Here is a 24,525-nt window from a genome sequence, read left to right as displayed (position 1 = left end):
CCATCAAGCAGCTTTGGAAGGACGCGCAAGCGCACGGCCGAACATCATGTCAGCGCGAATCCCTGCGATCTTCTCGCGGGTGCGGATCAGCTCGAGATACCAAAGCGCGTCGGCGGTCTCGCCGATCAGCACGGCGCCGGTGAGGCATCCGTCCGAGATAACGAGCTTCTTGTAGGTGCCGCGGCGGCGGTCGGTCAGCACGAGACTCTCGCTGCCTTCACCGCCCATGAAGTCGCCTGCCGAGAACACGCTGACGCCGGACACTTTCAGATTGGTCGAGACCACGCTGCCCTGGTAGGCGGCGGGGCGTCCGCCGAGATGCCGGGCCAGCACGCGCGCCTGCTCATAGGCCGGCTCAACCAGACCGTAGCAGGTGCCGCGATGCTCGGCGCATTCGCCGAGCGCGTAGATGTCGGGAGACGCCGTCTGCATCACATCGTTGACGACGATGCCGCGGTTGACCGCGATGCCGGCGTCCTTGGCGAGCGCAACGTTGGGCCTGATGCCGGCGGCGAAGATCACGGCGTCCGCCTCGATGCGGCTGCCGTCGGCCAGCTCCACGGCTTCGACATGGTGCTCGCCGTGAATGCGCGCGGTGGAGGCGTTGAGCATGACCCGGATGCCCTTGCGCTCGACCAGCGTCTTGAGCAGATCGGCGGCTGGCCCATCGAGCTGGCGTTCCATCAGCCGGTCCATCAGATGCAGCAGGGTCACGGGCGCACCGGCCTTGGCAAGGCCATAGGCCGCCTCGAGGCCGAGCAGGCCGCCGCCGACCACGACGACGCGCTTCTTCGCTGCCGCCAGCGTCAGCAGCAGATCGACGTCGCGGGTGTCGCGAAAGGTGTGCACGCCGGCAAGATCGGCGCCTGCTACGTTGAGCCGCAGGGGCGTCGATCCCGTCGCGAGCACGAGCTTGGAATATTCCATGCTCTCTTCACCCGCGATCTTGAGCTCGCGACGGCCGGTATCGATTTCGGTGACGCGATAGCCATAGCGCACGGTGACGCCGCGATGGCGCCACCAGTCCGCCGGTCGGAGCTCGATCTCGTGCGAGCCGGTCTCGCCGGCCAGCACGGATGAGAGCAGCACTCTGTTGTAAGCGAGCCGCGGCTCTTCGCCGATCACAGCGACCGCATAGCGGCCGAGCGCGGTCATGGCGAGCTCGTCGACCAGACGCGCGGCTGCCATACCGTTACCGACGATGACGAGCGGTTCACTCACAAGGCATCTCCTATTCGGCGGCCTGCGCCTGTGGGCCATAGGCCTCTGAAATCATGTAGCCGGACAGCACGCCGTAAGCGTCGGTCCAGGCGGTTGCGAGCTCGGGCGTCCAGGCCTCGCCGAGGCCCTTCTCCAGCGTCCACAGCAACGTCGCACCGACCACGGGATAGTGCTCGGCCTTGGCGCCGTAAGCGACGTGACGCCTGGCGAGCGCGGAGGCCGCGGGAAGAATCGTCTCGAGATTGGACAGGCCTCCGACGACAGCGGCGAGCATGCCCATCAGCTTCTTGCGCTGCTCGGTCATGTCCTCGGGAAACATCGCGCGCACGGGGGGAGCGACCTCGAACAAGCGGTCGTAGAACAGCTGCGAGGCTGTTTCTGAAATCGGTGCGACCTTGGAAAAGCTCTGCTGCACGAGGGCGATCTGCTGTGGCGTCATGATGGTCTCCTGTCTGTTTCGGTCTGCCTTTGTCCGCGCCGTTGCGGAAAAAGTTCATGGGTCAAACGTCATCAGAGCGGCTTCTCCCCGCGTACGGGGAGAAGCGTGTTTCATGTCAAATCTCACACACGCGCTTCGGCAAGGCTTGGCGCGCCTTCAGCCTGCGAGCTGCGACGCAGGTAGAACCACCAGGTCAGTCCGAGGCAGATGGCATAGAACGCGAGGAAGATCGCGAGCGCGAGCTGCGGACCCCCGGTCGCGGCGATCGACTTGCCGAAGCTGCTCGGGATCAGATAGCCGCCGACGGCGCCAACCGCGCCGATGAATCCGACCGCCGCACCGCTCTCGATGCTCGCCGTCTTCAGTGCCATCGCGCGCGCCGCGTCGCCCTTGCCGCGCACCTTGAACAGGTTTTCTTCGCGGAAGATCGACGGGATCATGCGGTAAGTCGAGCCGTTGCCGATGCCCGTCGTCAGGAACAGGATCAGGAACATCGACAGGAAGCCGGTGAAGTCCTTCTGCCCGACGAAATACAGCACGCCGATCGTGGCCGCCGCCATCGCGATGAAATTCCAGAAGGTGATGATCGAGCCGCCGACCTTGTCCGCGAGCCAGCCGCCGAACGGACGCGACAGCGAGCCGACCAACGGACCGAGGAACGCAATCGAGATCGTGACCGTCGGAAACTGGGTCTTGATCAGCAACGGAAACGCGGCGGAGTAGCCGATGAAGGAGCCGAACGTTCCGATGTAGATGAAGGCCATGATCCAGGTGTGCTTGCGCTTGACGATCGCGAGCTGGTTCTTCACCGACGACTTGGCCGAGGTCAGGTTGTTCATGAAGAACACCGCGCCGAACACCGCGACCGCGATCGGCAGCACCCACATCAGGCCCGCGTTCTGCAGATAGACACCGCCGACCGGCGTCGCCTGGAACAGGTTGATGACGGCGAGCGTCATCAGGATCGGCGTCAGCAACTGCACGCTGGAGACGCCGATGTTGCCGCCGGCCGCATTAAGGCCGAGCGCCCAGCCCTTCATCCTATCCGGAAAGAAGAACGAGATGTTGGTCATGCTGGAGGCGAAATTGCCGCCGCCCAGACCCGCCGTGGAAGCGATCAGCAGCATCAGCCAGAACGGCGTCTCGGGCTGGCTCACGAAGTAGGCGAGCGACAGCGTCGGAATGAACAGGATCGCTGCGCTGAAGATGGTCCAGTTGCGGCCACCGAAAGTAGTCACCGCAAACGTATAGGGGAAGCGCATCAAGGCGCCGATCAGGCCGGGGACGGCCACGAGCTGGAACAGCTCATCGGTCGAGTAGTGGAAGCCTGCCTGCGGCAGCTTGGTCGCGACGATGCTCCAGATCAGCCACACGGAGAAGCCGATATGCTCGGCCACGATCGACCAGATCAAGTTACGCCGGGCGATAGTCTTGCCCGTCGCATTCCAGAATGCCTCATCCTCCGGTCTCCACTCTGAGATCCAGGTCGGACTGTCTTCCCTCATTGGAAAATCCCTTTCGCTAGGAAGGCGCGACACCGACAAATCGCGGACGCAAAGAGGCACGCTCGGGGAAAGCCCCCGATTGGGCGGTGTCACAGATTGGTTGATTGCTTGTGACGGCGTCGATGGCGTCAAAACTCGTAATTCAAGCCTTGTGCCAACGGCGCGCACCAAGAAAATACAATTACAAACAACGGCCTAGACTATTTGATGAATCTTTAGGCTGGCCTATAATTGCATCAAACTTCGGCTTCGCGCTCAATTCTTGAATGCTGATTCGCCCGTTGATTGTGCGTCGCACAAGAGTTGTGCAGTCGCCCGATTTTTCGCCAGAGGCCCCATTGGGTGCCCGGAAAGAGCAAATTCGCGCCGAGCAGTCCCCGGCAAACGGGGCGCAGAACCCCGTGAAGAGCCGGACCAGGCGGCCGCGCGTTTGGCACATCGATTGCTTCGTGACGTGCAGGTCAACGATGACTGCAGTGCGCCCGGGGTAGCGAGCTTCCGACGGCCACTAGGGTAGCGAAACCTGTTCGCTGAACCGCGAAGCGCGGTCATCGTGACGCTATCCCGGTGCATGCCGATATCGCCCAGGTCGCTCCCGCCCCGCGAGGTGCAGTTCATCGTGTTGGCCGTGGCGCGGTCGGGCAACGGTCGCGTCTCAAGGGGTCACACGCACAAAGGAACTGATGATGTCGTATCTCGCGCCTTCGGAATTCGTCACCAAGATGGTGGACGCTGGGGAATCCAAGATCTTCATGTCCACCCGGGATACGGTCATCCGCGCCTATATGGCCGGCGCCATCCTGGCACTCGCGGCGTGGTTCGCCGTCACCATCAACGTCAACACCGGCCAGCCGATCGTCGGCGCGCTGCTGTTTCCGGTCGGCTTCTGCATGCTCTATCTCTTGGGCTTCGACCTTCTGACCGGCGTCTTCGTCCTCTCCCCGCTCGCGCTGCTCGACAAGCGGCCCGGGGTCACGCTCGGCGGCGTCCTGCGCAACTGGGGTCTCGTCTTCATCGGCAATTTCGGCGGCGCGCTGACCGTGGCCTTCATGATGGCGTTCGTCACGACCTTCGGCTTCACCCAGGACCCCGATAAGGTCGGCACGGCGATCGGCAATATTGGCGAAGGCAGAACGCTTGGCTATGCCGCGCACGGCGCGGCGGGCATGGCAACGCTGTTCATCCGCGGCATGCTCTGCAACTGGATGGTCTCGACCGGCGTCGTCGGCGCCATGATTTCCACCACTGTCCCGGGCAAGGTCATCGCGATGTGGATGCCGATCCTGGTGTTCTTCTACATGGTGTTCGAGCACTCCGTGGTGAACATGTTCCTATTCCCGTCGGGGCTGATGCTGCATGCCAAGTTCTCGATCCTGGACTATTTCATCTGGAACGAGATTCCGACCGTGCTGGGCAACCTCGTCGGCGGCCTCGCCTTCACCGGCCTGACCCTCTACACCACGCATGTGCTGACGAAGCCGAAGCGTGAGGTGGCGGCGAAGAGCCAGCCGCGCGCAGCGGCCTGAGCGATCGCTATTCAAACGAGGGAGTGATGTCCGACAAGGGAGCTTTGCCTGCTAGGGTGAGGCTCCCTTTGCATTGGTGGCGAGGATGGGCCGGGGCTTGCAAATTTCGATTGGGCAGCACTCCGACAAGGGGCGCAAGCCGGTCAACCAGGACTTTCACGGCGCGCTGATCCCGACCGAGCCGATGCTGAGTCTCAAGGGCATCGCCGTCGTGCTGGCCGACGGCATCTCGAGCAGCGCGGTGAGCCAGGTCGCGAGCGAGTCGGCGGTCAAGAGCTTCCTGACCGACTATTACTGCACCTCCGAGTCCTGGACAGTGAAAAATTCAGCGCGGCGGGTCCTGGAGGCGACCAACTCCTGGCTGCACGCGGAAACCCGACGCAGCCAATATGCTTACGACCGCGACAAGGGCTACGTCTGCACCTTCACGGCCATGGTCATCAAATCGACCACGGCCCACATCTTTCACGTCGGCGACTGCCGGATCTATCGCGTCGCCGGCAAGGCCCTCGAGCAGCTCACGGACGATCACCGGATCATCGTCTCGTCCGAGCAGACTTATCTTGGCCGCGCGCTCGGGATCAATCCACAGATCGAAATCGACTACCAGGCGCTACAGGTCGAGCCCGGCGACATCTTCCTGCTGGCGACAGACGGCGCCTACGAATTCGTCGATCATCGCTTCGTCACGAGTACCCTTGCGGCCTCTGCCGCCGATCTCGATGCGGCCGCGCAAACCATCGTCGAGGAGGCCTATCGGCGCGGCAGCGACGACAACATCACCGTGCAGATCCTGCGCATTGATCAGGTGCCGCAGGCGGGCTCGGTCGATATGTTCGGCGGCACGGCCGAACTGCCGCTGCCGCCCCTGCTGGAGCCGCGAGCCTTGTTCGACGGCTATCGCATCGTCCGCGAAGTGCATGCCTCCAGCCGCAGCCACATCTACCTCGCCGTCGACACCGAGACCGAAGAGATGGTCGCGCTGAAGATACCGTCGATCGATCTGCGCGACGATCCCGCCTATCTCAAGCGTTTCCTGATGGAGGAGTGGATCGCGCGCCGGATCGACAGCCCCCACGTCCTCAAGCCGCGCTCGCGGTCCAGACGGCGCAACTACCTCTACGTCGCCACCGAGTTCATCGAGGGACAGACACTGAGGCAGTGGATGCTGGACAATCCGCGTCCCGACCTCGAGACCGTGCGCGGCATCGTCGACCAGGTCGCGGCGGGCTTGCGCGCCTTCCACCGCATGGAGATGCTGCATCAGGATTTGAGACCCGACAACATCCTGATCGACAAAACCGGCACGGCGAAGATCATCGACTTCGGAGCGGTCAAGGTCGCCGGCGTCGTCGAGGCGGCCCCCAGTCCGGCTGACGCCGAGATCCTCGGCACGGTCCAGTACACGGCGCCGGAATATTTTCTTGGCGAAGGCGGCTCGCCGCGGTCGGACATGTTTTCGCTGGCCAGCATCTGCTACCAGATGCTGACCGGAGAGCTGCCTTACGGCGCTCAGGTCGCGCGGATCAAGGGACGATCGGATGCCTGGAAGCTCAGGTATCGCCCGGCCAGCCACGACGACCGTGCCGTCCCCGTCTGGATCGACGGTGCGCTGCGCAAGGCGCTGCATCCCGATCCCAACAAGCGCCACGAGGACCTGTTCGAATTCACCTACGAACTCCGGAACCCTAACCCAGCTTATCTCGGCACGCGGACCACGCCCCTGATCGAGCGCAATCCGCTGCTGTTCTGGAAGGTGACGACGGTGACGCTGGCCTGCGTCGTCGTCGCGCTCCTCGCTCTGCTGCACGCGCGCTAGCAGGGCCGATGCCGCTCAGGCCGGCTCGGCCGCCTTCGTCCCCAGCGGCTTCGGTGCGATGCCACCGCCCGGCTTGAGGTGGAATTCGTAGCTCATCAGGTGCCACTTCCCGTTCGCCTTGCCGCCGTCGGGCATCTCAGGCTCGTTGCGCGGCTCGACCTTGGCGACGAGGTCGTCCTTGACGCCGAACACCACGTCGGAATCGAGATATTTGTCGCCGTCCATGAAGACGTGGGTGATCAGCGGCTCGTAGCCCTTGGCATTGACCAGGAAGTGCACATGCGCGGGCCGCATCGGATGGCGCTTGGTCTGCACGATCATCTCACCCACCGGCCCGTCGGTCGGAATCGGATAGCTGCACGGCAGGATGGTGCGGAAGAAGAAGCGGCCGTCGCTGTCGGTGATGAAGCGCGCCCGTGCGGAGGCGCCGACCTCGTCGTAATTCGCCTTCTGGGAATCGTAGAAGCCGTCATCGTCGGCGTGCCAGACGTCGACCGGGACGTTCGCGAGCGGCTTGCCCTGGAGATCGGTGACCCGGCTCTGCACGAACATCCGCTCGCCCGTGAGGTTGTTCGGCGAGATGTCGGTGCCATGGGCGGTGACCTTGTGCTCGCCGACATAGAATGGGCCAAGCACCGTCGTCTGGGTCGCGCCGTCGCGGTCGCGATGGTTGACCGCGTCGACCAGCATGGAGACGCCAAGGACGTCCGAGAGCAGGATGAACTCCTGGCGGGTGTCGGTGCATTTCTGGCCGGTGCGCGTGAGAAAATCGATGGCGTAATCCCACTCCTCGAAGGTGAGACCGGTCTTGCTCACGTAATCGTGCAGCGACTTCACTAATTCCTGGAGCAGGAATTTCGCACGCGGATCTGGCGTGTTGTCGAAGCTTTTGACGACGGCTTCGGTGAGTTCGGTCTCGTTGAACTGGGTCATGGCGCGTTTACCCTGGATTTTCTCGTTGGCCCGGCTGGGCTCTTTGGCGGCGTTCCAGAGCGGAGCCTACACCACCGCCCGGCCCCGCGTTAAGCGCGACAAGCTTGGAATAAGGTCGTCATTTCGGCTATCAACGCCTGACAAAACTGCCCGGAGGAACTGATGCTCGCCCCTACCCCCGCCTCGCCCGAATCCGTGGGCATGTCCAAGGCCGCCCTCGCCCGCGTCGATGCCCATCTGAAGGTCAGGTACATCGATGCCGGCCGTTTCCCGGGCACGCATCTCTTGGTCTACCGCCGCGGCAAGATCGCCCACAGCTCGGTGCAGGGCTTTGCCGATGTCGAGCGCAAGACGCCGGTCAAGGACGACACCATTTACCGCATCTATTCCATGACCAAGCCGCTCACCAGCGTCGCCTTCATGATGCTGGTCGAGGAAGGCCTGGTCGCGATCGATGAGCCGGTCGCAAAGTACATTCCGGAATGGAAGAACCTCGGCGTGTTCGTCGCCGGCACCTGGCCCAACTTCCTGGCGCGGCCGCCGTCTCGGCCGATGCTGATCGTCGATCTCTTGCGCCACACGTCCGGGCTGACTTACGGCTTCCAGCAGCGCTCCAACGTCGATGCCGCCTATCGCGCCGAGAAGATCGGCGAGGTCGAGAAGTCGGGCACGCTCGAAGGCATGATCGAGAGCCTTGCAAAGATCCCCTTGGAATTCTCGCCGGGTGACTCCTGGAACTACTCTGTCGCGACCGACGTGCTCGGCTACCTCGTCGGCAAGATCTCGGGGATGCCGTTCGAGCAGTTCCTGAAGCAACGCATCCTCCATCCGCTCGGCATGACCGACACCGATTTCCACGTCCCGGCCTCGAAGGCGCATCGTTTCGCCGCCTGCTACAATGCCGATCCCGGCGGTGGATTCACCATGCATGCCGGCCAGCGCCGCGAGGGCCTGACGCTCCAGGACGATCCGACCAAGAGCTCGTTCCTGGAACCGCCCTCCCTCATTTCCGGTGGCGGCGGGCTCTGCTCGACGATGGCCGACTATCTCACCTTCTGTCGCGCGCTGCTCAATGGCGGCGAGCTTGGTGGTGTCAGACTGATCGGGCCGAAGACGCTGGCGCTGATGACGACCAACCACATTCCGGGCGGACAGGCGCTGCCGGAAGTGTCGCGCTCGCTGTTCTCGGAGGCGACCTATAACGGCATCGGCTTCGGCCTCGGATTTGCGGTGACGATGCGTCCCGCGGAGACGCTGATCGCGGGCAGCCCCGGCGAATACAATTGGGGCGGCGCGGCCACGACCTCGTTCTGGATCGATCCGGCCGAGGAACTGATCACGATCTTCATGACCCAGGTGCTGCCGTCGAGCGCCTATCCGATCCGGCGCGAGCTGCGCAGCATGGTCTATGCCGCAATCACCGAGAGCAATCTCTGACGTCCCTAACATTTGTTGCAACGGGCTTCGCGAGCATCGCGAAGCCCGTTGCTTTTGTGCTCAGTGGAAATGGCCGATCAGATAGATGCCGCCGCCAATCACCAGCACGGCCGGCACGGCCCACAAAATCAAGACTGGCATTTTGCATCCTCCTCAGTTCGACGTGCAGACCTTGACGGTCTTCATGCCGCTCTCAGCCTCGGTGCGCGATTTGTAGATCGTGCCCGACGGGCTGACGACGGTCGTGCTCGTGTCCATCGGCTTCTTGTCGACGACCGTGCACTTCTTGGTCTTGACGTCCTGCACGACGTAGAACTCGTCGGCCGCGAACGCCGGCAACGAAAACGCAGCAATCATCACTGCCGCGGTTGCGATCCTCAGCTTCATTCTCTCCTCCTCCAATTGCCGGACGTTCCGCGTCCGGTCGATTTGCAAACGGGAAAAAGTAGCAATTTGTTCCTATCCGCCGGGAACGTCGCCTTTGGTGAGATGTTGTCGCGGCGATTGGCCCGATGAGGAGGACAACATGAAGAAGCTATTCCTGCTTTCCGCAGCAGCGCTGATGATCTCGACCGGCGCGTTTGCGCAATCGACCGTGGTGACGACGACCGGAACCGGCCATGCCACAGCGATTCAGATCGAGCCGCAATACCGGACGCGGATCAAATCCTACGTCACCGAGCATCACCTGCGGCCGGTGACGACGAAGGAAAAAATTGTCGTGGGTGCGACGGTTCCGAGCGATGTCGAGCTCGAGGCGGTTCCAACAGATTGGGGTCCGTCGCTGACGCAATATCGCTACGTCTACTCCGGCGAACGCGTCATGCTGGTCGATCCCGGCACGCGGACCGTCGTACAGGAAATCGACTGAGACGTAACGGACGGGCGGTCGCCTCGAAGGCGGCCGCCCTCTCGGAGTTGATCACATGACACCGCATCGAGAAGCCCGGATTGCCGGGCTCAGCCTGGCGGCCGTGTACGCCATGTGCCTGCTGCTCACCGCCATCAGCATGAGCTGAAGCAACGACGTCCGCGCGGGCGTCCGCGACCGCGCTGCAAAAATCCCGTGCGTCCTGCTCGCCCATTCCGAAAATCGTGGCGCCGCACACGTCCTGCCCGTATGGTTCTCTTCAAAATCATAATCCGGCGCAAAGGCGCTGGAATCGGGACGCCCGCGTTTGTCAAAGCTCACTCTGCCGGTCCGGCTCGCTCTCCTGGTCACGGGAACGATGTTGCCGCTGATCATCTTCGCGGTCGGCATCGCAGTCTACAATTACAAGCAGGACCGCAGCGACGCGACCCGCCGCGTGCTGGAGAACGTACGCAGCATGCGCCTTGTGCTGGATTCCGAGGTGCAGCGGATGACCGGCGGGTTGCAGGTGCTGGCGCTCACGAACTCGCTGCGCAACGACGACTTTGTCAGTTTTCGCCGCATCGCGCTCGGCTTCCTCGAGCAATATGGCAAGGGCGGCCTCGTGCTGATCTCCGACAGCAAGGGACGCATCCTGTTTTCGTCCCAGACGGAAGATACAGCGAGCTTGCCGCCGCGTAGCAATATGGCGATCGTGGAGAAGTTGTTCGCGACCAAGGCGCCGCAATATTCCGACTTGTTCAACGGCGCCTACAATCATCGCCAGGTTCTCACCGTCGAGGTTCCGGTGTTCCGCAACGGCGAAGTCATCTACGACCTCTGCTTCAGCCCGCCGCTCGGTATTTTCCAGAACCTCGTCGAGAAACAGCGACCCGACCCGGAATGGACGGTCTCCCTGCTCGACACCGCGGGCACAGTGTTCGCCCGCGTGCCCAATCCAGGCGAAACCTTCGGCAAGCGCGCGTCGCCCTCGCTCTTCACCGAGATGTTCCGCAGCAACGAGGCCGTGCTCTCGTCGGTGTCTCTCGACGGCATATCACTCGCGTCCGCCTATACGCGATCGCATCTGACCGGCTGGACGGTTGCCGCCGGCGTCCCCGAGAGCTCGCTGATCGCGCCGCTGTGGCGCAACATCGCAATTACGAGCCTGATCGGCGGCGTGTTGCTGCTGATCGGCCTCACCTTCGCCGTCAGGATGGCGACCACGATCGCGCGCGGCGAGATGCTGCACAATCTCTTGATCGAGGAGCTCAACCACCGCGTCAAGAACACCTTGGCCTTGATGCAGGCGATCGCGGTGCAGACTTTTCGCAGCGCCAGCCGCGACGAGCGGACCAAGTTCGAGGGACGTCTCGGCGCCCTCGCCGAGGCTCACAATCTTCTCAGCCAGGAGAAATGGGCGGGCTCGGAGCTGCGGGACGTGATCGCCCGCGTGCTCCAGCCGTTCCTGCTGGCGAATCCCGACCGCATCCGCATGGCCGGCCCCGCGGTGCCGCTGTCGCCCCGGCTCGCCGTGGTGCTGTCGATGATCGTGCACGAGATCGCGACCAACGCCGCGAAATACGGCGCGCTCTCCAACGAGACCGGCCGGGTGACGCTGGACTGGGAGGTCATGGCCGATGCACCGAAGCCGCGGCTGCGGCTGATCTGGACCGAGATCGGCGGCCCCCCGGTGACAGAGCCGGTGCGGCGCGGCTTCGGCTCGCGCCTGATCGAGCGCAGCGCACGCGACCAACTCGGCGGCGAGGCTACAGTCGACTTCCTGCCGCGCGGCGTGGTCTGCACGGTGACCTGCGCGCTGGACGAGACGCGGTGAGCGTTGGCGTGCCCGAAGGTCCCGGCCGCGGTATCGAGATCGACCGCGAGGCGCGGGCGCGGTTTGCGGTGAATTAGAACTGGGCCTTGTCTCAGCCTGGCCGGCAAGTCATTGCAGGTTCGAACGCTGCCTTGTGCGACCGAACCTCGAGTTCGACGGCTGTCGGGGCAGTGTTCCAGGGCGCCGCAAACCTGCCCGTCATCCGATCATTTGTCATTTTGCCGTCGAGCTGAATATCGCGCCTCTTACCTTCGTCCCATTCAATCGAAGCCGAAAAAGACAATTGTCCGGACGCTCGATCATAGTTCGTGACCTTCGCCGCGACCGGTTGCTTCAGTGCGCCTTCAGACCAACTCAGCTTGATCGCCGGGAAAGGCTTGCCATCCGAGACGATGACGACATAGCCGCCAACGTCCCCGCTTTCCTTTTCCACGCAACTGTCAGTGTAGTAGACGGTCCCGTCTGCGGACGCAGGCGAACAGGTCGCGCCGACAACAATGCCTGCCGCGGTCGCACAGCAGAACACGCCGCGCTTGAACCTTCTGGTTTGCACAGCCCTACCCGATCGTCTGCAGCACCGGAAACGTCTCCAGCAGCCAGATGCTGACATTGGAGACGGCGCCGGTGAGGAAGCCGATGCCGGTGATGACCATCAGCACGCCCATGGCGCGCTCGACATTGACGAGGTGCCCCTTCATCCGTGCGAACAGTCTTGAGAACTGCTCGATCATCAGCGCCGCGATCAGGAAGGGAATGCCGAGGCCCGCTGAATAGACCGCGAGCAGCCCCGCGCCCTTCGTCACCGTCGTCTCGGCCGCCGCGATCGAGAGGATCGCGGCGAGGATCGGACCGATGCACGGCGTCCAGCCGAATGCGAAGGCGAGCCCCATGATATAGGCGCCCCAGAGTCCGACGGGCTTCGGGATCGGGAGCCGGCCTTCACGCATCAAGATGCCGATGCGCGTCAATCCGAGGAAGTGCAGGCCCATCACGATGATGACGATGCCGGCAAGGATCGACAATTCCGCCGACCAGGCGCGGATCAACCCGCCGATCAGCGAGGCGCTGGCGCCGAGCGCCACGAACACCGTGGAGAAGCCGAGCACGAACAGCACCGCCGCCATCATGATCGCGCGCTTGGAGGCCGTGTCGGGCTCGCCGCTCTCGACGTGCTCGATCGTGGCGCCGGTGAGATAGATCAGATAGGGCGGGACCAGAGGCAGGACGCAGGGCGAGAGGAAGCTGACGAGACCGGCAATCATCGCCGCGGGAATCGAAACATTTTGCATGATGCAGTCGGAGCCATTTGCGGCCGCCGAGCAGCGCGCGGGGAATGCGCGCGGGGCTGTGACCGCACCGGCTCTGGTGTAGCCGATGCCGGGGAATGCGCAACAGAGGCGCGATCAAACCAGGGCTCCTCCCGATGCCGTCTGTGATCACAGATGCGGCATCGGGACGCGCACAAATCTTGCCAAAAAGCGAGATTCGGCGGCGCGGCTACTTCACCACGCGGAGCAGCGGACGCCGGGGCTGGTCCTGCGTCTGCTTGGAGGGGGGCAGCGGCTCGCTGGCAGCGCTCCGCAGCATTTCGTCGCACAGGGCCTTGAGGTCGGCGCTGTCAATTCCTTTAAGCTTCATCCTGACGTCGAGGATGACGATCGAGAGCAACTCGGCCGACTCACGGCTGTTGCTCTCGTTGAGGACCTTGCGGCACTCCTCGAGCGTCTCGAGCACCGACTGCAATTGTTCGTCTATATGCGACACCGGCGTGCTTTCCGTTATTTCGGGCTGCGAGACGTGCTTGAAACCATGCCCTCGGCCCCCAAGGAGACCGGAGGATAGCACGAGGAATCCGAGCCCTCGAATACGATTTCAGTGTGTTTCTGCGTCGAAACTGCGGTTCCCGACGGCATCGCTCCGCGATGCAAGCGGGAACGGTCAAAGATCAAACGTTTGGTGAGACACGATCGATCCACTCCCCGGGGACGCGCGTTTTCTCTCACGCCGTCCTGAGATCCATGTGGACCCGGCAATCCCGCAGCCACTTCAAGGCTCGCAACGGAACGCACAACTACCCCTCTTCCGAGCATTAATTTGCCCGATTCCCAACGCTAGCAACACTCCAATACCATATCGGGCGCGGTAAGTATGGCGTTCAAAACTCACCGTTCCCCAACCCGTCGTGGTTGTGGTTTGCGCTAGATTCTGCCAGTTTAGCGGTCCGAAGGGACTTGTATGCACTCCTTGGCGGAAAGGGGCGTTCCTCTGGAGGAACGCCTAAAAGCAAATATCAGCGGCCTCTCCGATTGGGACGCGGCCCGCATTTTTCTGGAAGTCGTTCGATGCGGAAGTTTCCGCTCGGCGGCCGAACGCTTGTCCTTGTCGATCAACGCTGTCCGCCGCCGTATCGATGATTTCGAGCGCCAGACCGGCACGACCCTGTTCACCCGCGACGTCCACGGCACGCATCTGACCGATGAAGGCGCGATGGTGGTGTCCGCCGTCGAGCGCATGGAGGCGGCAGCCTTCGACGTGCTGCGCACCAGCGATTCCACTGCCAACGCTCTCACCGGCGAGGTCCGCGTCGCCGTGACCGAGGGACTGGGGACGTTCTGGCTCGCTCCGCGGCTGGTCGAATTCCAGCAGGCCTATCCGAAAGTCCTGGTCGATTTGCATTGCGCGATGCGGTCGGCCGACGTCTCCCGCCACGAGGCCGACGTCGCCATCCACCTGTCGCGGCCCTCGGCCCTCGACGTCAAGATGGTGCGGCTCGGCCGCATGCATCTGATGTTCTGGGCTTCGGAAAAGTACCTTGAGAAACACGGCACGCCGCGCTCGGCCCACGAATTGATCAAGCACCGCCTGGTGCTGCAATTCGCCGACCAGCTCGCCGCCAAGGAAACCTTTGAGAGCTTCTTCCCGGGCGTTCAGGAACGTGACCTCCTGGTCATGAAGACCAACGTCTCAAGCGCCAACTACTGGGCGGTCGCGAATGGCGCCGGCATCGGCGTCTTCCCGAGTTATGCCATTGCGCTTGGCGGGAAGTTGATTCCACTGGAGGTCGAATTGAACCGACCGCTGGATATCTGGTTGTCCTACCATCCCGGTAGCGGCCGGATTCCCCGCGTGCGGCACATGATTGACTGGCTGATCGAGGCTTTCAATCCGGCTCGCTTCCCGTGGTTTAAGGAAGAATTCGTGCATCCGCATGAGTTCAAGGACTCGTATATGGGCGAACCCCTGACCCAGCTCTTCGGGGGATTTTCAACCGAAGAACAAAGGTGAAAACTAAGATGAAAGCAGCGGCGAAGAGAATGAAGCAGCGCAGTGCCGGCAAGCCGGACATCGAGCTTGGCAAGCGGATCCGCTTGCGGCGCGTCGAGATGAAGATCTCGCAGGCGGAGCTCGGTGAAAAGCTCGGCGTGAGCTTCCAGCAGGTCCAGAAATACGAGAAGGGCGTCAATCGCGTCGGCGCGGCTCGGCTTCAGCAGATCGCCTCCGCCCTCGACGTGCCCGTGACCTTCTTCTATGACGGCGACAACAAGGCCCGCGAAGTCGAAAGCCTCCTGTTCCTGGACTCGGCTTTCAGCCTCCGCCTGCTGCGCGCCTACAGCAAGATCAAGGATCAGACGGTGCAGCGTCAGCTCGTCTCGCTGATGGAATCGATCGCAGCGAACGAGAGCTGAGCCGACCTGCGGTCCGGCCTTCACGGCCGATGTTCAATCCGCCACGTCACGGGGGCGTGGCCGGATTGGACTGGACTGACGGACCCGATCTGACGGGATCAGATTTGGCCTGCGCGTGATCTGTGCGGTCACGGCTTTTCGGGGCGGCCTCGCCGCCCCTTTTTTGTTGGCAATTGGCGGCCATTGATCGCTGATATCGCGAACCCGTCCCGAGCCTGCTGCGACCAAATCGAGAGCCTCCGCGCCGAACGCGCTGGGGCTCGATGTGCCGCGCTTAATGGGACCGCAACCCTGATGCCCTAGCGTGCCGCCGATTTCAGCGAATCGGTGACACGCCGCGTGGGCGGCCGGGACGCGCCGATGCGAGCGCCCGTTGCGGGCCTCGTCCTCATGGGGAAAACCAGACAGATGTCGAAACGCCATGCCGTGATCATTGCCATGAATCTGTTCGCGACGGGCCTGCTCGCCAGCGCGTCCGCGTTCGCGCAGACCGAGACCACGGGCCAGGCCGGCCCCAAACCTGCCGCCCCGTCCGGTGCAGTGCCGGCAACCGCCAACCCGGCTCACGCCGCCGCGCCCAAAACCGCCGTCGCGGCCCCGGCGTCCACTGCCGAGAGCCGCTCCGCCGCGGCGCTCGCGCTGACGCATGAGCCGACCTATGACGAGGGCACCGCCCAGCGGATCAAGGACGCCGCGCTGAGCTATTCCGATCTCGCGGTGCGCGGCGGCTGGCCGACGATCCCGGCGGACGCCAAGTTCGCGCTCGGCATCCAGGGCGCCAATGACGACCTCCTGCGCAAACGACTGATCCTCTCCGGCGACCTCGCCGCCGACAAGGCGAGCGGAGCCTTCGACCAGGATCTCGCCGACGGCGTGAAACGCTTCCAGGCCCGCCACGGTCTTGCGCCGACCGGCACCATGACGCCGCGCACGCTCGCGGCGATGAACGTGTCCGTGCAGAAGCGCATCCGCCAGCTCGAGGCCTCGCTCGAGCGGCTGGAGAACACGAATTTCTCCTTCGGCCAGCGCTATGTCGTGGTCAACATCCCCGCCGCCTTCGCCGAGGCGGTCGAGAACGACGTCGTGGTGCGGCGCTACCGCGTCATCGTCGGCAAGACCGAAAAACCCTCGCCGACGCTGACGGCCCAGATCACGGGCGTTGTGCTCAATCCGACCTGGACGGTGCCGTCCTCGATCGCCAAGACCGAGATATCAGCCCATATGCGCAAGGACCCGACCTATCTGTCGCGCATGCACATGGAGGTGCTCGATGGCCACGACAATCCGATCGATCCGCATTCGGTCGACTGGTCGGGCACGCACACGCCGAACTTCACCGTGCGCCAGCAGAACGGCAGCTTCAATGCGCTCGGCGCGGTGAAGATCGACATGCCGAACTCCTATTCGGTCTACATGCACGACACCAACCAGCGCAGCCTGTTCAGCGACGACTACCGTTTCGATTCCCACGGCTGCTCCCGCGTCGACAATGTGCGCGATCTCGCCGCCTGGCTGCTCAAGGACCAGCCGAAATGGACGCGCGCGGCGATCGACGCGGAGATCGCCACCGGCCAGCACCAGGAGGTCGCCATGGCCAAGAAGGTGCCGGTGGCCTGGATCTATCTCACGGCCTGGATGACCAAGGACCAGACCATCCAGTTCCGCAACGACGTCTATAACCAGGACGAGCAGTTGCTCGAGGCGACCGCGGAAGAAGCGGCGTTCTTCAGCAATGCCGGCAACCATCCGCTGACCGCGCATATGGCGCAGTAGGCATGCAATCGCGGCACGGGCGGATGCGGAGCCCCCTGCCCTGCCGCGGTTGACCCGTCCCTCGCCAAAGTCGAACATTGCGCCTCGCCAAACGACAAGCGAGCGCGCGATGCCTGATCTGTCCCAAAATACTCCGTACGCCGACGGCAAGATCCTCATGCAGATCACCGACGGCGTCGGCGTCATCACCTTCAACAATCCAGACAAGCGCAACGCGATGTCGCTGGAGATGTGGGAGGGATTTGGCGAGGCGCTGACGGCGTTGCGCGATGACGATGCCGTGCGCGTCGTGATCCTGCGCGGCGCCGGCGGCAAGGCGTTCGTATCGGGCGCCGACATCAGCCAGTTCGAAAAGGTCAGGCACAACGCAGCCGCCTCTGAAGAATACGGCAAGCGCAGTGCCGCCCAGCGCGCGCTGCTCGCCGAATACCCCAAGCCGACGATTGCCTGCATCCAGGGCTTCTGTCTCGGCGGCGGCATGCAGGTCGCGATGCTCGCCGACATCAGGATATCAGCGCATGACAGCCAGTTTGGCATTCCCGCGGCGAAGCTCGGCATCGCCTATGGCTATGACGGCTTGAAGCATCTGGTGTCGCTGGTCGGCCCGTCCTGGGCGCGGCTCTTGATGTATACGGGCATGCGCATCGATTCCACCGAGGCGCTGCGCATTGGCCTCGTCGAACGCGTGATCCCGGACGACCAGCTCTGGGGCGAGACCATGGCCATTGCGCTGACGATCTCGCAGAACGCACCGCTCGCGATCAAGGCCGCCAAGATCACCATCGCAGAAGTGCTGAAAGACGAAAGCGCGCGCGACCTGGGCGCCATCAAGGCGATCGGCACCGCTTGCATGGACAGCGCCGATTTCCGTGAGGGCCGGCAGGCCTTCATGGAGAAGCGCAAGCCGCAGTTCCAGGGAAAGTGACGGCCTGAAGCTGAACCTTCATTCACGAAGATTAAATTCCTCGCCTCTCCGCATCGCGATAGCAACCAATTGATCCGCCGCAGGTTCTCCCGCCACCAACGAGGGAGATCGCGATGACACTCAAACTTGCTGTTCTTGGTCTGGCTGCGCTCGGCAGCGCTGCGCTGGCGTCGGGACAAGCGCTAGCGGCGATGCCGAACGGCATTCCGCAGGCCGATCAGGTCGCCGGCGGCCCGGCCGCGCATGTCGATCAGGTACGGATGGTCTGCAATGCCTGGGGCCGCTGCTGGTGGCGTCCGAACTATTACGGCGCCTACGGCTACTATGGCGGACCGCGACGTTTCTACGGTTATGGCCCCGGCTGGGGCCACCGCCATTGGCGTCGCTGGTAAGCAATGAAGGGGCCGCAAGGCCCCTTTCTCATAGGTGCGTTTCGACTACAGCGCCCCCAGCACCGCCTTCGTGATGTCAGCCGTGCCGCTGCTGCCGCCAAACTCCATCGGCTTGAGGCCGCCGGCATAGACTTGGTCCACCGCGCGCTCGATTGTTTCGCCGGCCTCCGCCGCGCTCTCGACGCCGTGCTTGTCCGCGAGCCAATCCAGCATCATCGCCGCCGACAGGATCATGCCGGTGGGATTGGCCTTGCCCTGCCCCATGATGTCAGGCGCGGTGCCGTGGCATGGCTGGAACACGGCGTATTTATCGCCGATGTCGGCCGAAGGGGCCATGCCGAGACCGCCGATCAGGCTCGCGGTGATGTCGGAGACGATGTCGCCGAACATGTTCTCCATTACCATCACGTCGAAATCCCAGGGACGCTTGACCAGCATCGCCGAGCAGGCATCGACATAGAGATGATCCGTCTTCACGTCGGGATGCCGCTCGGCGGTCTCGTCAAAGATCCGGCGGAAAAAGGCGAACGCCTTGAACACATTCGCCTTGTCGACGCAGGCCAGCGACCCCGGCTTGCCGCGCGCCTTGCGGCGCTCGGCGAGGCGGAAAGAGAACTCGAACAGCCGTTCCGAGGTCTTGCGCGTGATGACCAGCGTCTCGCGCGCGTCTTCATGCGTGACCACGCCCTTGCCCATCGAGGCGAACAGCCCTTCGGTGGATTCGCGGATCACGACGAGATCGATGCCGCGCTTGTCGGCGCCGACGATCGGGCTCGGCACGCCCGGAATGAGACGAGCCGGGCGCACGCCGGCATAGAGATCGAAGATGAAGCGCAACTCGATCTGCGGCGCGATCTCGGTGTTATCGGGGTAGCGTACCGACGGCAGGCCGCAGGCGCCGAGCAGAATTGCGTCCGCTTGTTCGCACAGCTTGATCGTGCTGTCAGGCATCGACTTGCCGGTTGCGAGATAATTGTTGGCGCCGGCCGGTGCCTCCGTGAAGCGGAAGCGCAAGTCCGATTTCGTCTCGATCTTGCGCAGCACTTCGAGCGCCGGCGCCATGACTTCAGGGCCAATGCCGTCACCGGCGAGCACGGCAATGTGGAAGGCGTTGTTTGCGGACATGGTGATTTCCCGAGTGGAAGGAGGTGTTACCTCGTCATTGCGAGGAGCTCTTGCGACGAAGCAATCCAGACTGCGTCCGCGGAGGGATTTCTGGATTGCTTCGCTACGCTCGCAATGACAGAGGAGAGAGCGAATGAAGACTACGGCGTCAGCACCGTGCGTCCCACCACCGCGCCCTGCTGCAACTGCAACAGCGCGTCGTTGGCCTTGTTGAGCGGAGCCGTGGTCACCGGGATCGGCGGGATCTTCTTGGCTCGCACGAGGTCAAGCAGCTCCTGCGTTTCGCGCAAGTTTCCGACGTAGCTGCCCTGGATCGTCACCGCCTTGATCGGAATCAGCGGCAGGGCCCAGGTCGCGCCGCCGCCGAACAGGCCGACGATGACGAGCTTGCCGCCCTTGGTGAGGCAGTCGAAGCCAAGCTGCGTCGTCGCGGCATTGCCGACGAGATCGATCACGGCGCGGATCGGACCACCTGCTTTCTTCGCCAGTTGCTCCAGCGCGTCCGGCGCCTTGGGGTCAACGGTGGCGAGCGCGCCGGCCTTTTCCGCCGCTTCGCGTTTCCTCGCGTCGATGTCGACCATGATCGCGCCCTTGCCGCCCATCGCCTTCAAGAGCGACAGCGCCATCAAGCCAAGGCCGCCGGCGCCGAACATCACGATCGGCGTATCAAAATGCTGCTCGACCTTCTTCAGTGCGCTGTAGGTCGTGACGCCCGAGCAGGCATACGGTGCCGCCGACGCGGGATCGAGCCCTCTAAGATTGAGAAGATAGCGCGGATGCGGCACCAGCATGTGATCGGAATAGCCGCCGTCGCAATAGACGCCGAGCGAGCGCGGCGTCAGGCACATGTTCTCATCGCCGGCAAGGCACGTCGCGCATTTGCCGCAACCGATCCAGGGATAGACCAGGCCGACATCGCCGAGCTTGAGATCGCCCTGGTCGGTCGGCTTCACATCGGGGCCGAACGCCAGGATTTCGCCAACGGTCTCGTGGCCCATGGTCAGCGGCAGGTTGATGCCGCGGTCTTTCAGCGACAGCGGCTTGCGGCCGTGGCCGAGGTCATAGCCGCCTTCCCAGATGTGGAGGTCGCTGTGGCAGACGCCGGCGGCCTTGACCTTGATCAGCACCTGCGTGCCCGAGGGCTGCGGCGTCGCCTCGTCGAACTCCTGCAGCGGCGCCTTGAAATCGGCGACCTTGAAACTCTTCATGGCGTCCTCCCGGCATGCTTGTTGTCGCGCCACCATGCCATGGGCGGCCGGGCGAGACAAACCTAAGAGGCGTCTTAGTTCAGGCCAGTGGATGGTGGCAAGCCGCGAGCTGGCCGGGCGCGACCTCGCGTAGCTCCGGTATCTCCGCGCTGCATTGCTGATCCGCGCGCGGACAGCGGGTGCGAAAGCGGCAGCCGGATGGCGGCGCAATCGGCGACGGCGGCTCGCCGATCGCCACGCTCTCGGGGGGACGAACATCTGGATCAGGCACCGGGATCGCTTGCAGCAGCAGCGCGGTGTAGGGATGCGCGGGTCTCGCAAACAATTGTTCCGACGGGGCGACCTCGCAGAGCCGGCCCAGATACATCACCGCGACGCGATCGCTGACGGCTTTCACCACGGCAAGGTCATGCGCAATGAACAGCAAGGTCAGCCCGAACCGCGCCTTCATCTCCTCAAGCAGGTTGAGGATCTGCGCGCGGATGGAGACATCGAGCGCCGAGACCGGTTCGTCGCAGACGACGAATTCCGGATTGAGCACCAGCGCCCGCGCGATGCAGATGCGCTGGCATTGGCCGCCGGAGAATTCGTGCGGCAGGCGTCCCGCCACGAGATCAGGATCGAGCCCGACCGCAGCGAGCACCTCGATAACGCGCCGTTTGCGCTCGGCCGCATCCTTGACACCGGCGATGATCAGCGGCTCGGCGACGATGTCGCCGATGCGCCGGCGCGGATTGAGCGAGGCGATCGGATCCTGGAAGATCAGCTGCACGCGGCGGCGCATCTTGCGCAGCGCCTCTCCTTCCATCGCGGTGAGGTCCTCACCGTCGAACAGCACGCGGCCGGATTTGGCGCGGCGCAACTGCAGCACCGCGCGCCCCAACGTCGACTTGCCGCAGCCGGATTCGCCGACCAGCCCCAGCGTCTCGCGGCGGGCAACGTGAAGGCTGACCCCTGACACCGCGTGCACAACCTTGTTGCCGAGACCATATTCGACGACGAGATTGTCGACGTTCAACAGCGGCGCGTCGCGCACGGCAAGCTGCGTCATGCGCTCATCCCTTCCGCCATCTGGATCGGGTGGAAGCAGGCATAGAGATGCCCTGATATCTCGGCGCTTTTCAATTCGGGCTTGGCCGCATGACAACGCCCCGCAGCATAGCGGCAGCGCGGCGCGAAAGAGCACCCCTTGAGCGGTCGCGTCGGATCGGGCGGGCGGCCGGAAATGGCCGGCAGCGGCGTGTGCGGCGCGGTCTCCAGCTTCGGGATCGCCGCCAGAAGTGCCTCGGTGTAAGGCATGTGCATGCGCTTGAACAAGGCCTGTGTCGGCGCACGCTCCACCACCCTGCCCGCATACATCACCGCGACCTCATCGGCGCGGCCGGCGACGACGCCGAGATCGTGGGTGATGATGATCATCGCCATATGGCGTCGGCGCTGCTCGCGCGCAAGCAGATCGAGGATCTGCGACTGGATGGTGACATCGAGCGCGGTGGTCGGCTCGTCCGCGATCAGCAGTTTCGGCTCGCAGGACAGCGCGATCGCAATGGCGATACGCTGACGCATGCCGCCGGAGCATTGGTGCGGATATTGCGCCAGCCGCTGCTCCGGCGCGGGAATGCCGACAGCCGCAAGCAGTTCGATGCTACGCTTCCGCGCGGCCGGCGCATCAAGCTCAAGGTGCTCCTGGATCGTCTCCATCAACTGGGTGCCGATGGTGAGCACCGGATTGAGCGAGGTCATGGGATCCTGGAACACGACCGCCAGGTCGCGGGCGCGCAGGCGCCGCAGGCTTTCGGGCGCAAGACGAACCAGATCCCGGCCATCGAACATCACGCGTCCGGAGAGCTTGGCCTTCTTCGGCAGCAGTTGAAGGATTGCGCGCGAGAGCATGGTCTTGCCGCAGCCGGATTCGCCGACGATCCCGAGCGTGCGGCCCGGCTCCAGCGACAGATCGACATGATCGACGGCACGTAAGTTTCCGCGCGGCGTCGGCAGCTCGACGGCGACGTCCTCGATGGTCAGAAGCGGCGGGCTCACAGCGCCCCCTGACGCGGGTCGGTGAGCGCCCGCATGGTGTCGCCGACGAGGTTGAAGGCCAGCACCGTCAAGAACAGTCCGACCGCCGGCAGGAAGGCGAGCCGCGGCGCAACATCGAGACTGTCGCGCCCCTCGCCGATCATGCTGCCCCAGCTCGCCATCGGCGGCGGCACGCCGAGGCCGAGGAATGACAGCGCGCCCTCGGCCACGATGGTGACGGCGACGCCGAGCAGGAAGAAGGCAAGCAGCGGCAGGACCACGTTTGGCAAGAGCTCACGCAGCAGGATGCGCGCGTGGCTGGCGCCGAGCGCCTCGGCCGCGATCACGAACTCGCGCCGCGCCAGCGACAGAGTCGCCGCGCGCGCCACACGCATGAAGGCGGGAATACCGAGCACACCGAGAACGACGGTGAGATTGGGAATGGACTGGCCGAGATACGCTGTTACCGCGAGCGCGAAGATCAGCGGTGGAAAGGCCAACAGCACATCCATGCTGCCGACCACCAGCGTCTCGAACCGGCCGCGGAAATAGCCGGCGAAGAGGCCCAGCGCGCCGCCGATGCCAAGACCGATCATTGGGGCGATCAGTCCAACTGTCAGCGACACGCGCGCGCCAAAGATCAGCCGGGCAAGCTCGTCTCGGCCAAGGCCGTCTGTGCCGAGCCAATGCTCACTGGAGAACGCGGCGCGGCGCTCCAGCATGTCCATGTCGACGGGGTTTTGCAGCGGCAGCACCGGCGCGAGAATCGCAAGCGCGATGATGACGGCAAGCCAGAGGCTCGCGATCCAGAACAGCAAGCCAGGCTTGCGCCTGCGCGTCGTTGGCGCCGCAACCTCATCTCGCATCGAAAGCTCAAGCGTGGCCATGGCGGATCCTTGGATCGAGCACGGCGTAAAGCATGTCGACGATGAAATTGACGATGACGAAGCCGCAGGCCACAAGCAGCACCACGCCCTGGAGGATGACGAGGTCGCGGGTGTAGATTGCGCCGACCAGCAGCCGGCCGATGCCCGGCAGCGCGAAGATCGATTCCACGATCAGGGTGCCGCCAAGCAGGCGACCGATATTGATGCCTGTGACCGTTACCAGCGTCAGCGACGACGGTTTCAGCGCGTGCACGAACAGGATGCGCGAAGGTTTCAGGCCCTTGGCCTTGGCCAGCGCGATGTAGTCTTCCTGCAAGGTTGCGATCATGTCGGAGCGCAGCACGCGCATGATGCCCGGCCATTCCGCCAGCGCCAGTGTCAGCGCCGGCAGCACGAAGAAGCGCAAATTGGCGAGCGGTTCTTCAGTGAACGGCACATAGCCGGTCGCCGGCAGCCAGTGCAGCTCCACTGCGAACAGATAGATCAGAAGGATCGCGACCAGAAAGGACGGCATCGACAGCATCGCGAAGGCGCTGCCGGTCATGAACCGGTCGAACGCGCTGCCGGCGCGCGCGGCGCAGGCAATGGCGACGGGTACGCCGATCAGGAGCCCGATGAATTCGGCCATCAACATCAGCTCGAGCGAAACCGGGATTCGCTCGGAGACCGCCTGCAGCACGGTCTGCCCGGTGCGGAACGAGCGGCCAAGATCGCCCTGAAGAACGTGGCCGAGCCAGCTCAGGTAACGCCACCACAGCGGCTGGTCGAGCCCCATGTCGTGGCGCAGCGCCGCGACCTTCTCAGGCGTCGCCTGATCGCCGAGGATGACATAGGCGAGATCGCCCGGCAGCAACGAAGCGATCAGGAAGGTCAGCAGCGAGACAGCGAGCAGGACCGGCACGACATACAGGAAGCGGCGCGCAATGAAGGCGACCATGCGCGA

The 24,525-nt window shown here is 63.8% G+C and carries 24 protein-coding genes; 10 read left to right on the top strand and 14 right to left on the bottom strand.

Annotated features, from left to right (window positions below; all coding sequences use genetic code 11):
• Positions 1-3 precede the first annotated feature (3 nt).
• From XI06_RS33355 to XI06_RS33345, 3 genes are all read right to left on the bottom strand, one after another.
• The gene (locus tag XI06_RS33355; RefSeq protein WP_237889559.1) at positions 4-1,221 is read right to left on the bottom strand and encodes an NAD(P)/FAD-dependent oxidoreductase; all 1,218 of its coding nucleotides are present in this window, start codon (positions 1,219-1,221) and stop codon (positions 4-6) included.
• Positions 1,222-1,231: 10 nt separating this feature from the next.
• A complete protein-coding gene (locus XI06_RS33350) occupies positions 1,232-1,660 on the bottom strand; it encodes a globin family protein (RefSeq protein WP_237863624.1) in 429 nt (142 codons plus the stop codon).
• Between the two features lie 122 nt (positions 1,661-1,782).
• Positions 1,783-3,165 carry an MFS transporter gene (locus XI06_RS33345; RefSeq protein WP_237863623.1) on the bottom strand — a complete coding sequence of 461 codons (1,383 nt, stop codon included), beginning with the start codon at positions 3,163-3,165 and terminating at the stop codon, positions 1,783-1,785.
• 686 nt (positions 3,166-3,851) lie between these two features.
• Between XI06_RS33345 and XI06_RS33340 the strand changes: the two genes are divergently transcribed.
• Both XI06_RS33340 and XI06_RS33335 read left to right on the top strand, forming a co-directional pair.
• Positions 3,852-4,691, top strand: a complete 840-nt coding sequence (locus XI06_RS33340) for a formate/nitrite transporter family protein (protein ID WP_128953064.1) — start codon at positions 3,852-3,854, stop codon at positions 4,689-4,691.
• A gap of 85 nt (positions 4,692-4,776) precedes the next feature.
• Complete coding sequence (locus tag XI06_RS33335) at positions 4,777-6,510, top strand: bifunctional protein-serine/threonine kinase/phosphatase (protein ID WP_237870497.1); 1,734 nt, start codon at positions 4,777-4,779, stop codon at positions 6,508-6,510.
• A 15-nt stretch (positions 6,511-6,525) separates the two neighbouring features.
• Here XI06_RS33335 and XI06_RS33330 read toward each other — a convergent pair whose 3' ends face one another.
• Positions 6,526-7,443, bottom strand: coding sequence for an intradiol ring-cleavage dioxygenase (locus tag XI06_RS33330; protein ID WP_237870495.1), 918 nt, complete (start codon positions 7,441-7,443; stop codon positions 6,526-6,528).
• A gap of 162 nt (positions 7,444-7,605) precedes the next feature.
• On the opposite strand from XI06_RS33330, the gene XI06_RS33325 reads away from it, so the two are divergent.
• A complete protein-coding gene (locus XI06_RS33325; RefSeq protein WP_237889557.1) occupies positions 7,606-8,880 on the top strand; it encodes a serine hydrolase domain-containing protein in 1,275 nt (424 codons plus the stop codon).
• Between the two features lie 153 nt (positions 8,881-9,033).
• Here XI06_RS33325 and XI06_RS33320 read toward each other — a convergent pair whose 3' ends face one another.
• The gene (locus XI06_RS33320) at positions 9,034-9,267 is read right to left on the bottom strand and encodes a hypothetical protein (protein WP_237889555.1); all 234 of its coding nucleotides are present in this window, start codon (positions 9,265-9,267) and stop codon (positions 9,034-9,036) included.
• A 139-nt stretch (positions 9,268-9,406) separates the two neighbouring features.
• Here XI06_RS33320 and XI06_RS33315 point away from each other — a divergent pair, with 139 nt between their 5' ends.
• Together XI06_RS33315 and XI06_RS33310 are read left to right on the top strand one after the other, a co-directional pair.
• A complete protein-coding gene (locus XI06_RS33315) occupies positions 9,407-9,751 on the top strand; it encodes a DUF1236 domain-containing protein (protein ID WP_237889553.1) in 345 nt (114 codons plus the stop codon).
• A gap of 358 nt (positions 9,752-10,109) precedes the next feature.
• Complete coding sequence (locus XI06_RS33310) at positions 10,110-11,567, top strand: sensor histidine kinase (RefSeq protein WP_237889662.1); 1,458 nt, start codon at positions 10,110-10,112, stop codon at positions 11,565-11,567.
• A gap of 91 nt (positions 11,568-11,658) precedes the next feature.
• Here the strand turns inward: XI06_RS33310 and XI06_RS33305 are convergent, their stop codons facing one another.
• The 3 genes from XI06_RS33305 to XI06_RS33295 all read right to left on the bottom strand — a co-directional run bounded on the left by XI06_RS33305 (position 11,659) and on the right by XI06_RS33295 (position 13,331).
• Positions 11,659-12,000 (bottom strand): DUF748 domain-containing protein, encoded by a 342-nt coding sequence (locus XI06_RS33305; protein ID WP_237863617.1) that lies wholly within the window; start codon positions 11,998-12,000, stop codon positions 11,659-11,661.
• A 124-nt stretch (positions 12,001-12,124) separates the two neighbouring features.
• Positions 12,125-12,856, bottom strand: a complete 732-nt coding sequence (locus XI06_RS33300; protein ID WP_237863616.1) for a cytochrome c biogenesis CcdA family protein — start codon at positions 12,854-12,856, stop codon at positions 12,125-12,127.
• A gap of 208 nt (positions 12,857-13,064) precedes the next feature.
• Entirely contained in the window at positions 13,065-13,331 is a 267-nt protein-coding gene (locus tag XI06_RS33295) for a hypothetical protein (protein ID WP_237863615.1), read from the bottom strand.
• Between the two features lie 471 nt (positions 13,332-13,802).
• On the opposite strand from XI06_RS33295, the gene XI06_RS33290 reads away from it, so the two are divergent.
• The 5 genes from XI06_RS33290 (at position 13,803) to XI06_RS33270 (ending at position 18,343) form a co-directional block, all read left to right on the top strand.
• Positions 13,803-14,852: a LysR family transcriptional regulator gene (locus XI06_RS33290; protein ID WP_237870486.1), complete on the top strand. Its 1,050-nt coding sequence runs from the start codon at positions 13,803-13,805 to the stop codon at positions 14,850-14,852.
• A gap of 29 nt (positions 14,853-14,881) precedes the next feature.
• Positions 14,882-15,253 (top strand): helix-turn-helix domain-containing protein, encoded by a 372-nt coding sequence (locus XI06_RS33285; RefSeq protein ID WP_020608151.1) that lies wholly within the window; start codon positions 14,882-14,884, stop codon positions 15,251-15,253.
• A gap of 408 nt (positions 15,254-15,661) precedes the next feature.
• The gene (locus XI06_RS33280; RefSeq protein ID WP_237870484.1) at positions 15,662-17,026 is read left to right on the top strand and encodes a L,D-transpeptidase family protein; all 1,365 of its coding nucleotides are present in this window, start codon (positions 15,662-15,664) and stop codon (positions 17,024-17,026) included.
• Between the two features lie 109 nt (positions 17,027-17,135).
• Positions 17,136-17,951 (top strand): enoyl-CoA hydratase, encoded by an 816-nt coding sequence (locus XI06_RS33275; protein ID WP_237870482.1) that lies wholly within the window; start codon positions 17,136-17,138, stop codon positions 17,949-17,951.
• 113 nt (positions 17,952-18,064) lie between these two features.
• On the top strand, positions 18,065-18,343 hold the full coding sequence (locus XI06_RS33270; protein WP_237863611.1) for a hypothetical protein: 279 nt from the start codon (positions 18,065-18,067) through the stop codon (positions 18,341-18,343).
• 45 nt (positions 18,344-18,388) lie between these two features.
• On the opposite strand, the gene XI06_RS33265 is transcribed toward XI06_RS33270, so the two are convergent.
• The 6 genes from XI06_RS33265 to XI06_RS33240 form a co-directional block, all read right to left on the bottom strand.
• Positions 18,389-19,468 (bottom strand): isocitrate/isopropylmalate dehydrogenase family protein, encoded by a 1,080-nt coding sequence (locus XI06_RS33265; RefSeq protein ID WP_237863610.1) that lies wholly within the window; start codon positions 19,466-19,468, stop codon positions 18,389-18,391.
• A gap of 140 nt (positions 19,469-19,608) precedes the next feature.
• On the bottom strand, positions 19,609-20,676 hold the full coding sequence (locus XI06_RS33260) for an alcohol dehydrogenase (RefSeq protein ID WP_237870478.1): 1,068 nt from the start codon (positions 20,674-20,676) through the stop codon (positions 19,609-19,611).
• Positions 20,677-20,755: 79 nt separating this feature from the next.
• Positions 20,756-21,727: an ABC transporter ATP-binding protein gene (locus XI06_RS33255; protein WP_237870476.1), complete on the bottom strand. Its 972-nt coding sequence runs from the start codon at positions 21,725-21,727 to the stop codon at positions 20,756-20,758.
• Positions 21,724-22,716 (bottom strand): ABC transporter ATP-binding protein, encoded by a 993-nt coding sequence (locus XI06_RS33250; RefSeq protein ID WP_237889551.1) that lies wholly within the window; start codon positions 22,714-22,716, stop codon positions 21,724-21,726. Before XI06_RS33250 ends, XI06_RS33255 begins: the two co-directional genes overlap by 4 nt.
• Positions 22,713-23,582: an ABC transporter permease gene (locus tag XI06_RS33245; RefSeq protein WP_237863606.1), complete on the bottom strand. Its 870-nt coding sequence runs from the start codon at positions 23,580-23,582 to the stop codon at positions 22,713-22,715. The genes XI06_RS33250 and XI06_RS33245 overlap by 4 nt, the downstream gene beginning before the upstream one ends.
• Positions 23,569-24,519 carry an ABC transporter permease gene (locus XI06_RS33240; RefSeq protein WP_237863605.1) on the bottom strand — a complete coding sequence of 317 codons (951 nt, stop codon included), beginning with the start codon at positions 24,517-24,519 and terminating at the stop codon, positions 23,569-23,571. Before XI06_RS33240 ends, XI06_RS33245 begins: the two co-directional genes overlap by 14 nt.
• Positions 24,520-24,525: the final 6 nt, after the last annotated feature.

It is taken from the genome of Bradyrhizobium sp. CCBAU 11434 (genome assembly GCF_028128895.1).
Classification (GTDB): Bacteria; Pseudomonadota; Alphaproteobacteria; order Rhizobiales; family Xanthobacteraceae; genus Bradyrhizobium; species Bradyrhizobium zhengyangense.
Note: the sequence above shows the minus strand (reverse complement) of the source record. Positions and strands in the feature narration are given on the sequence as shown.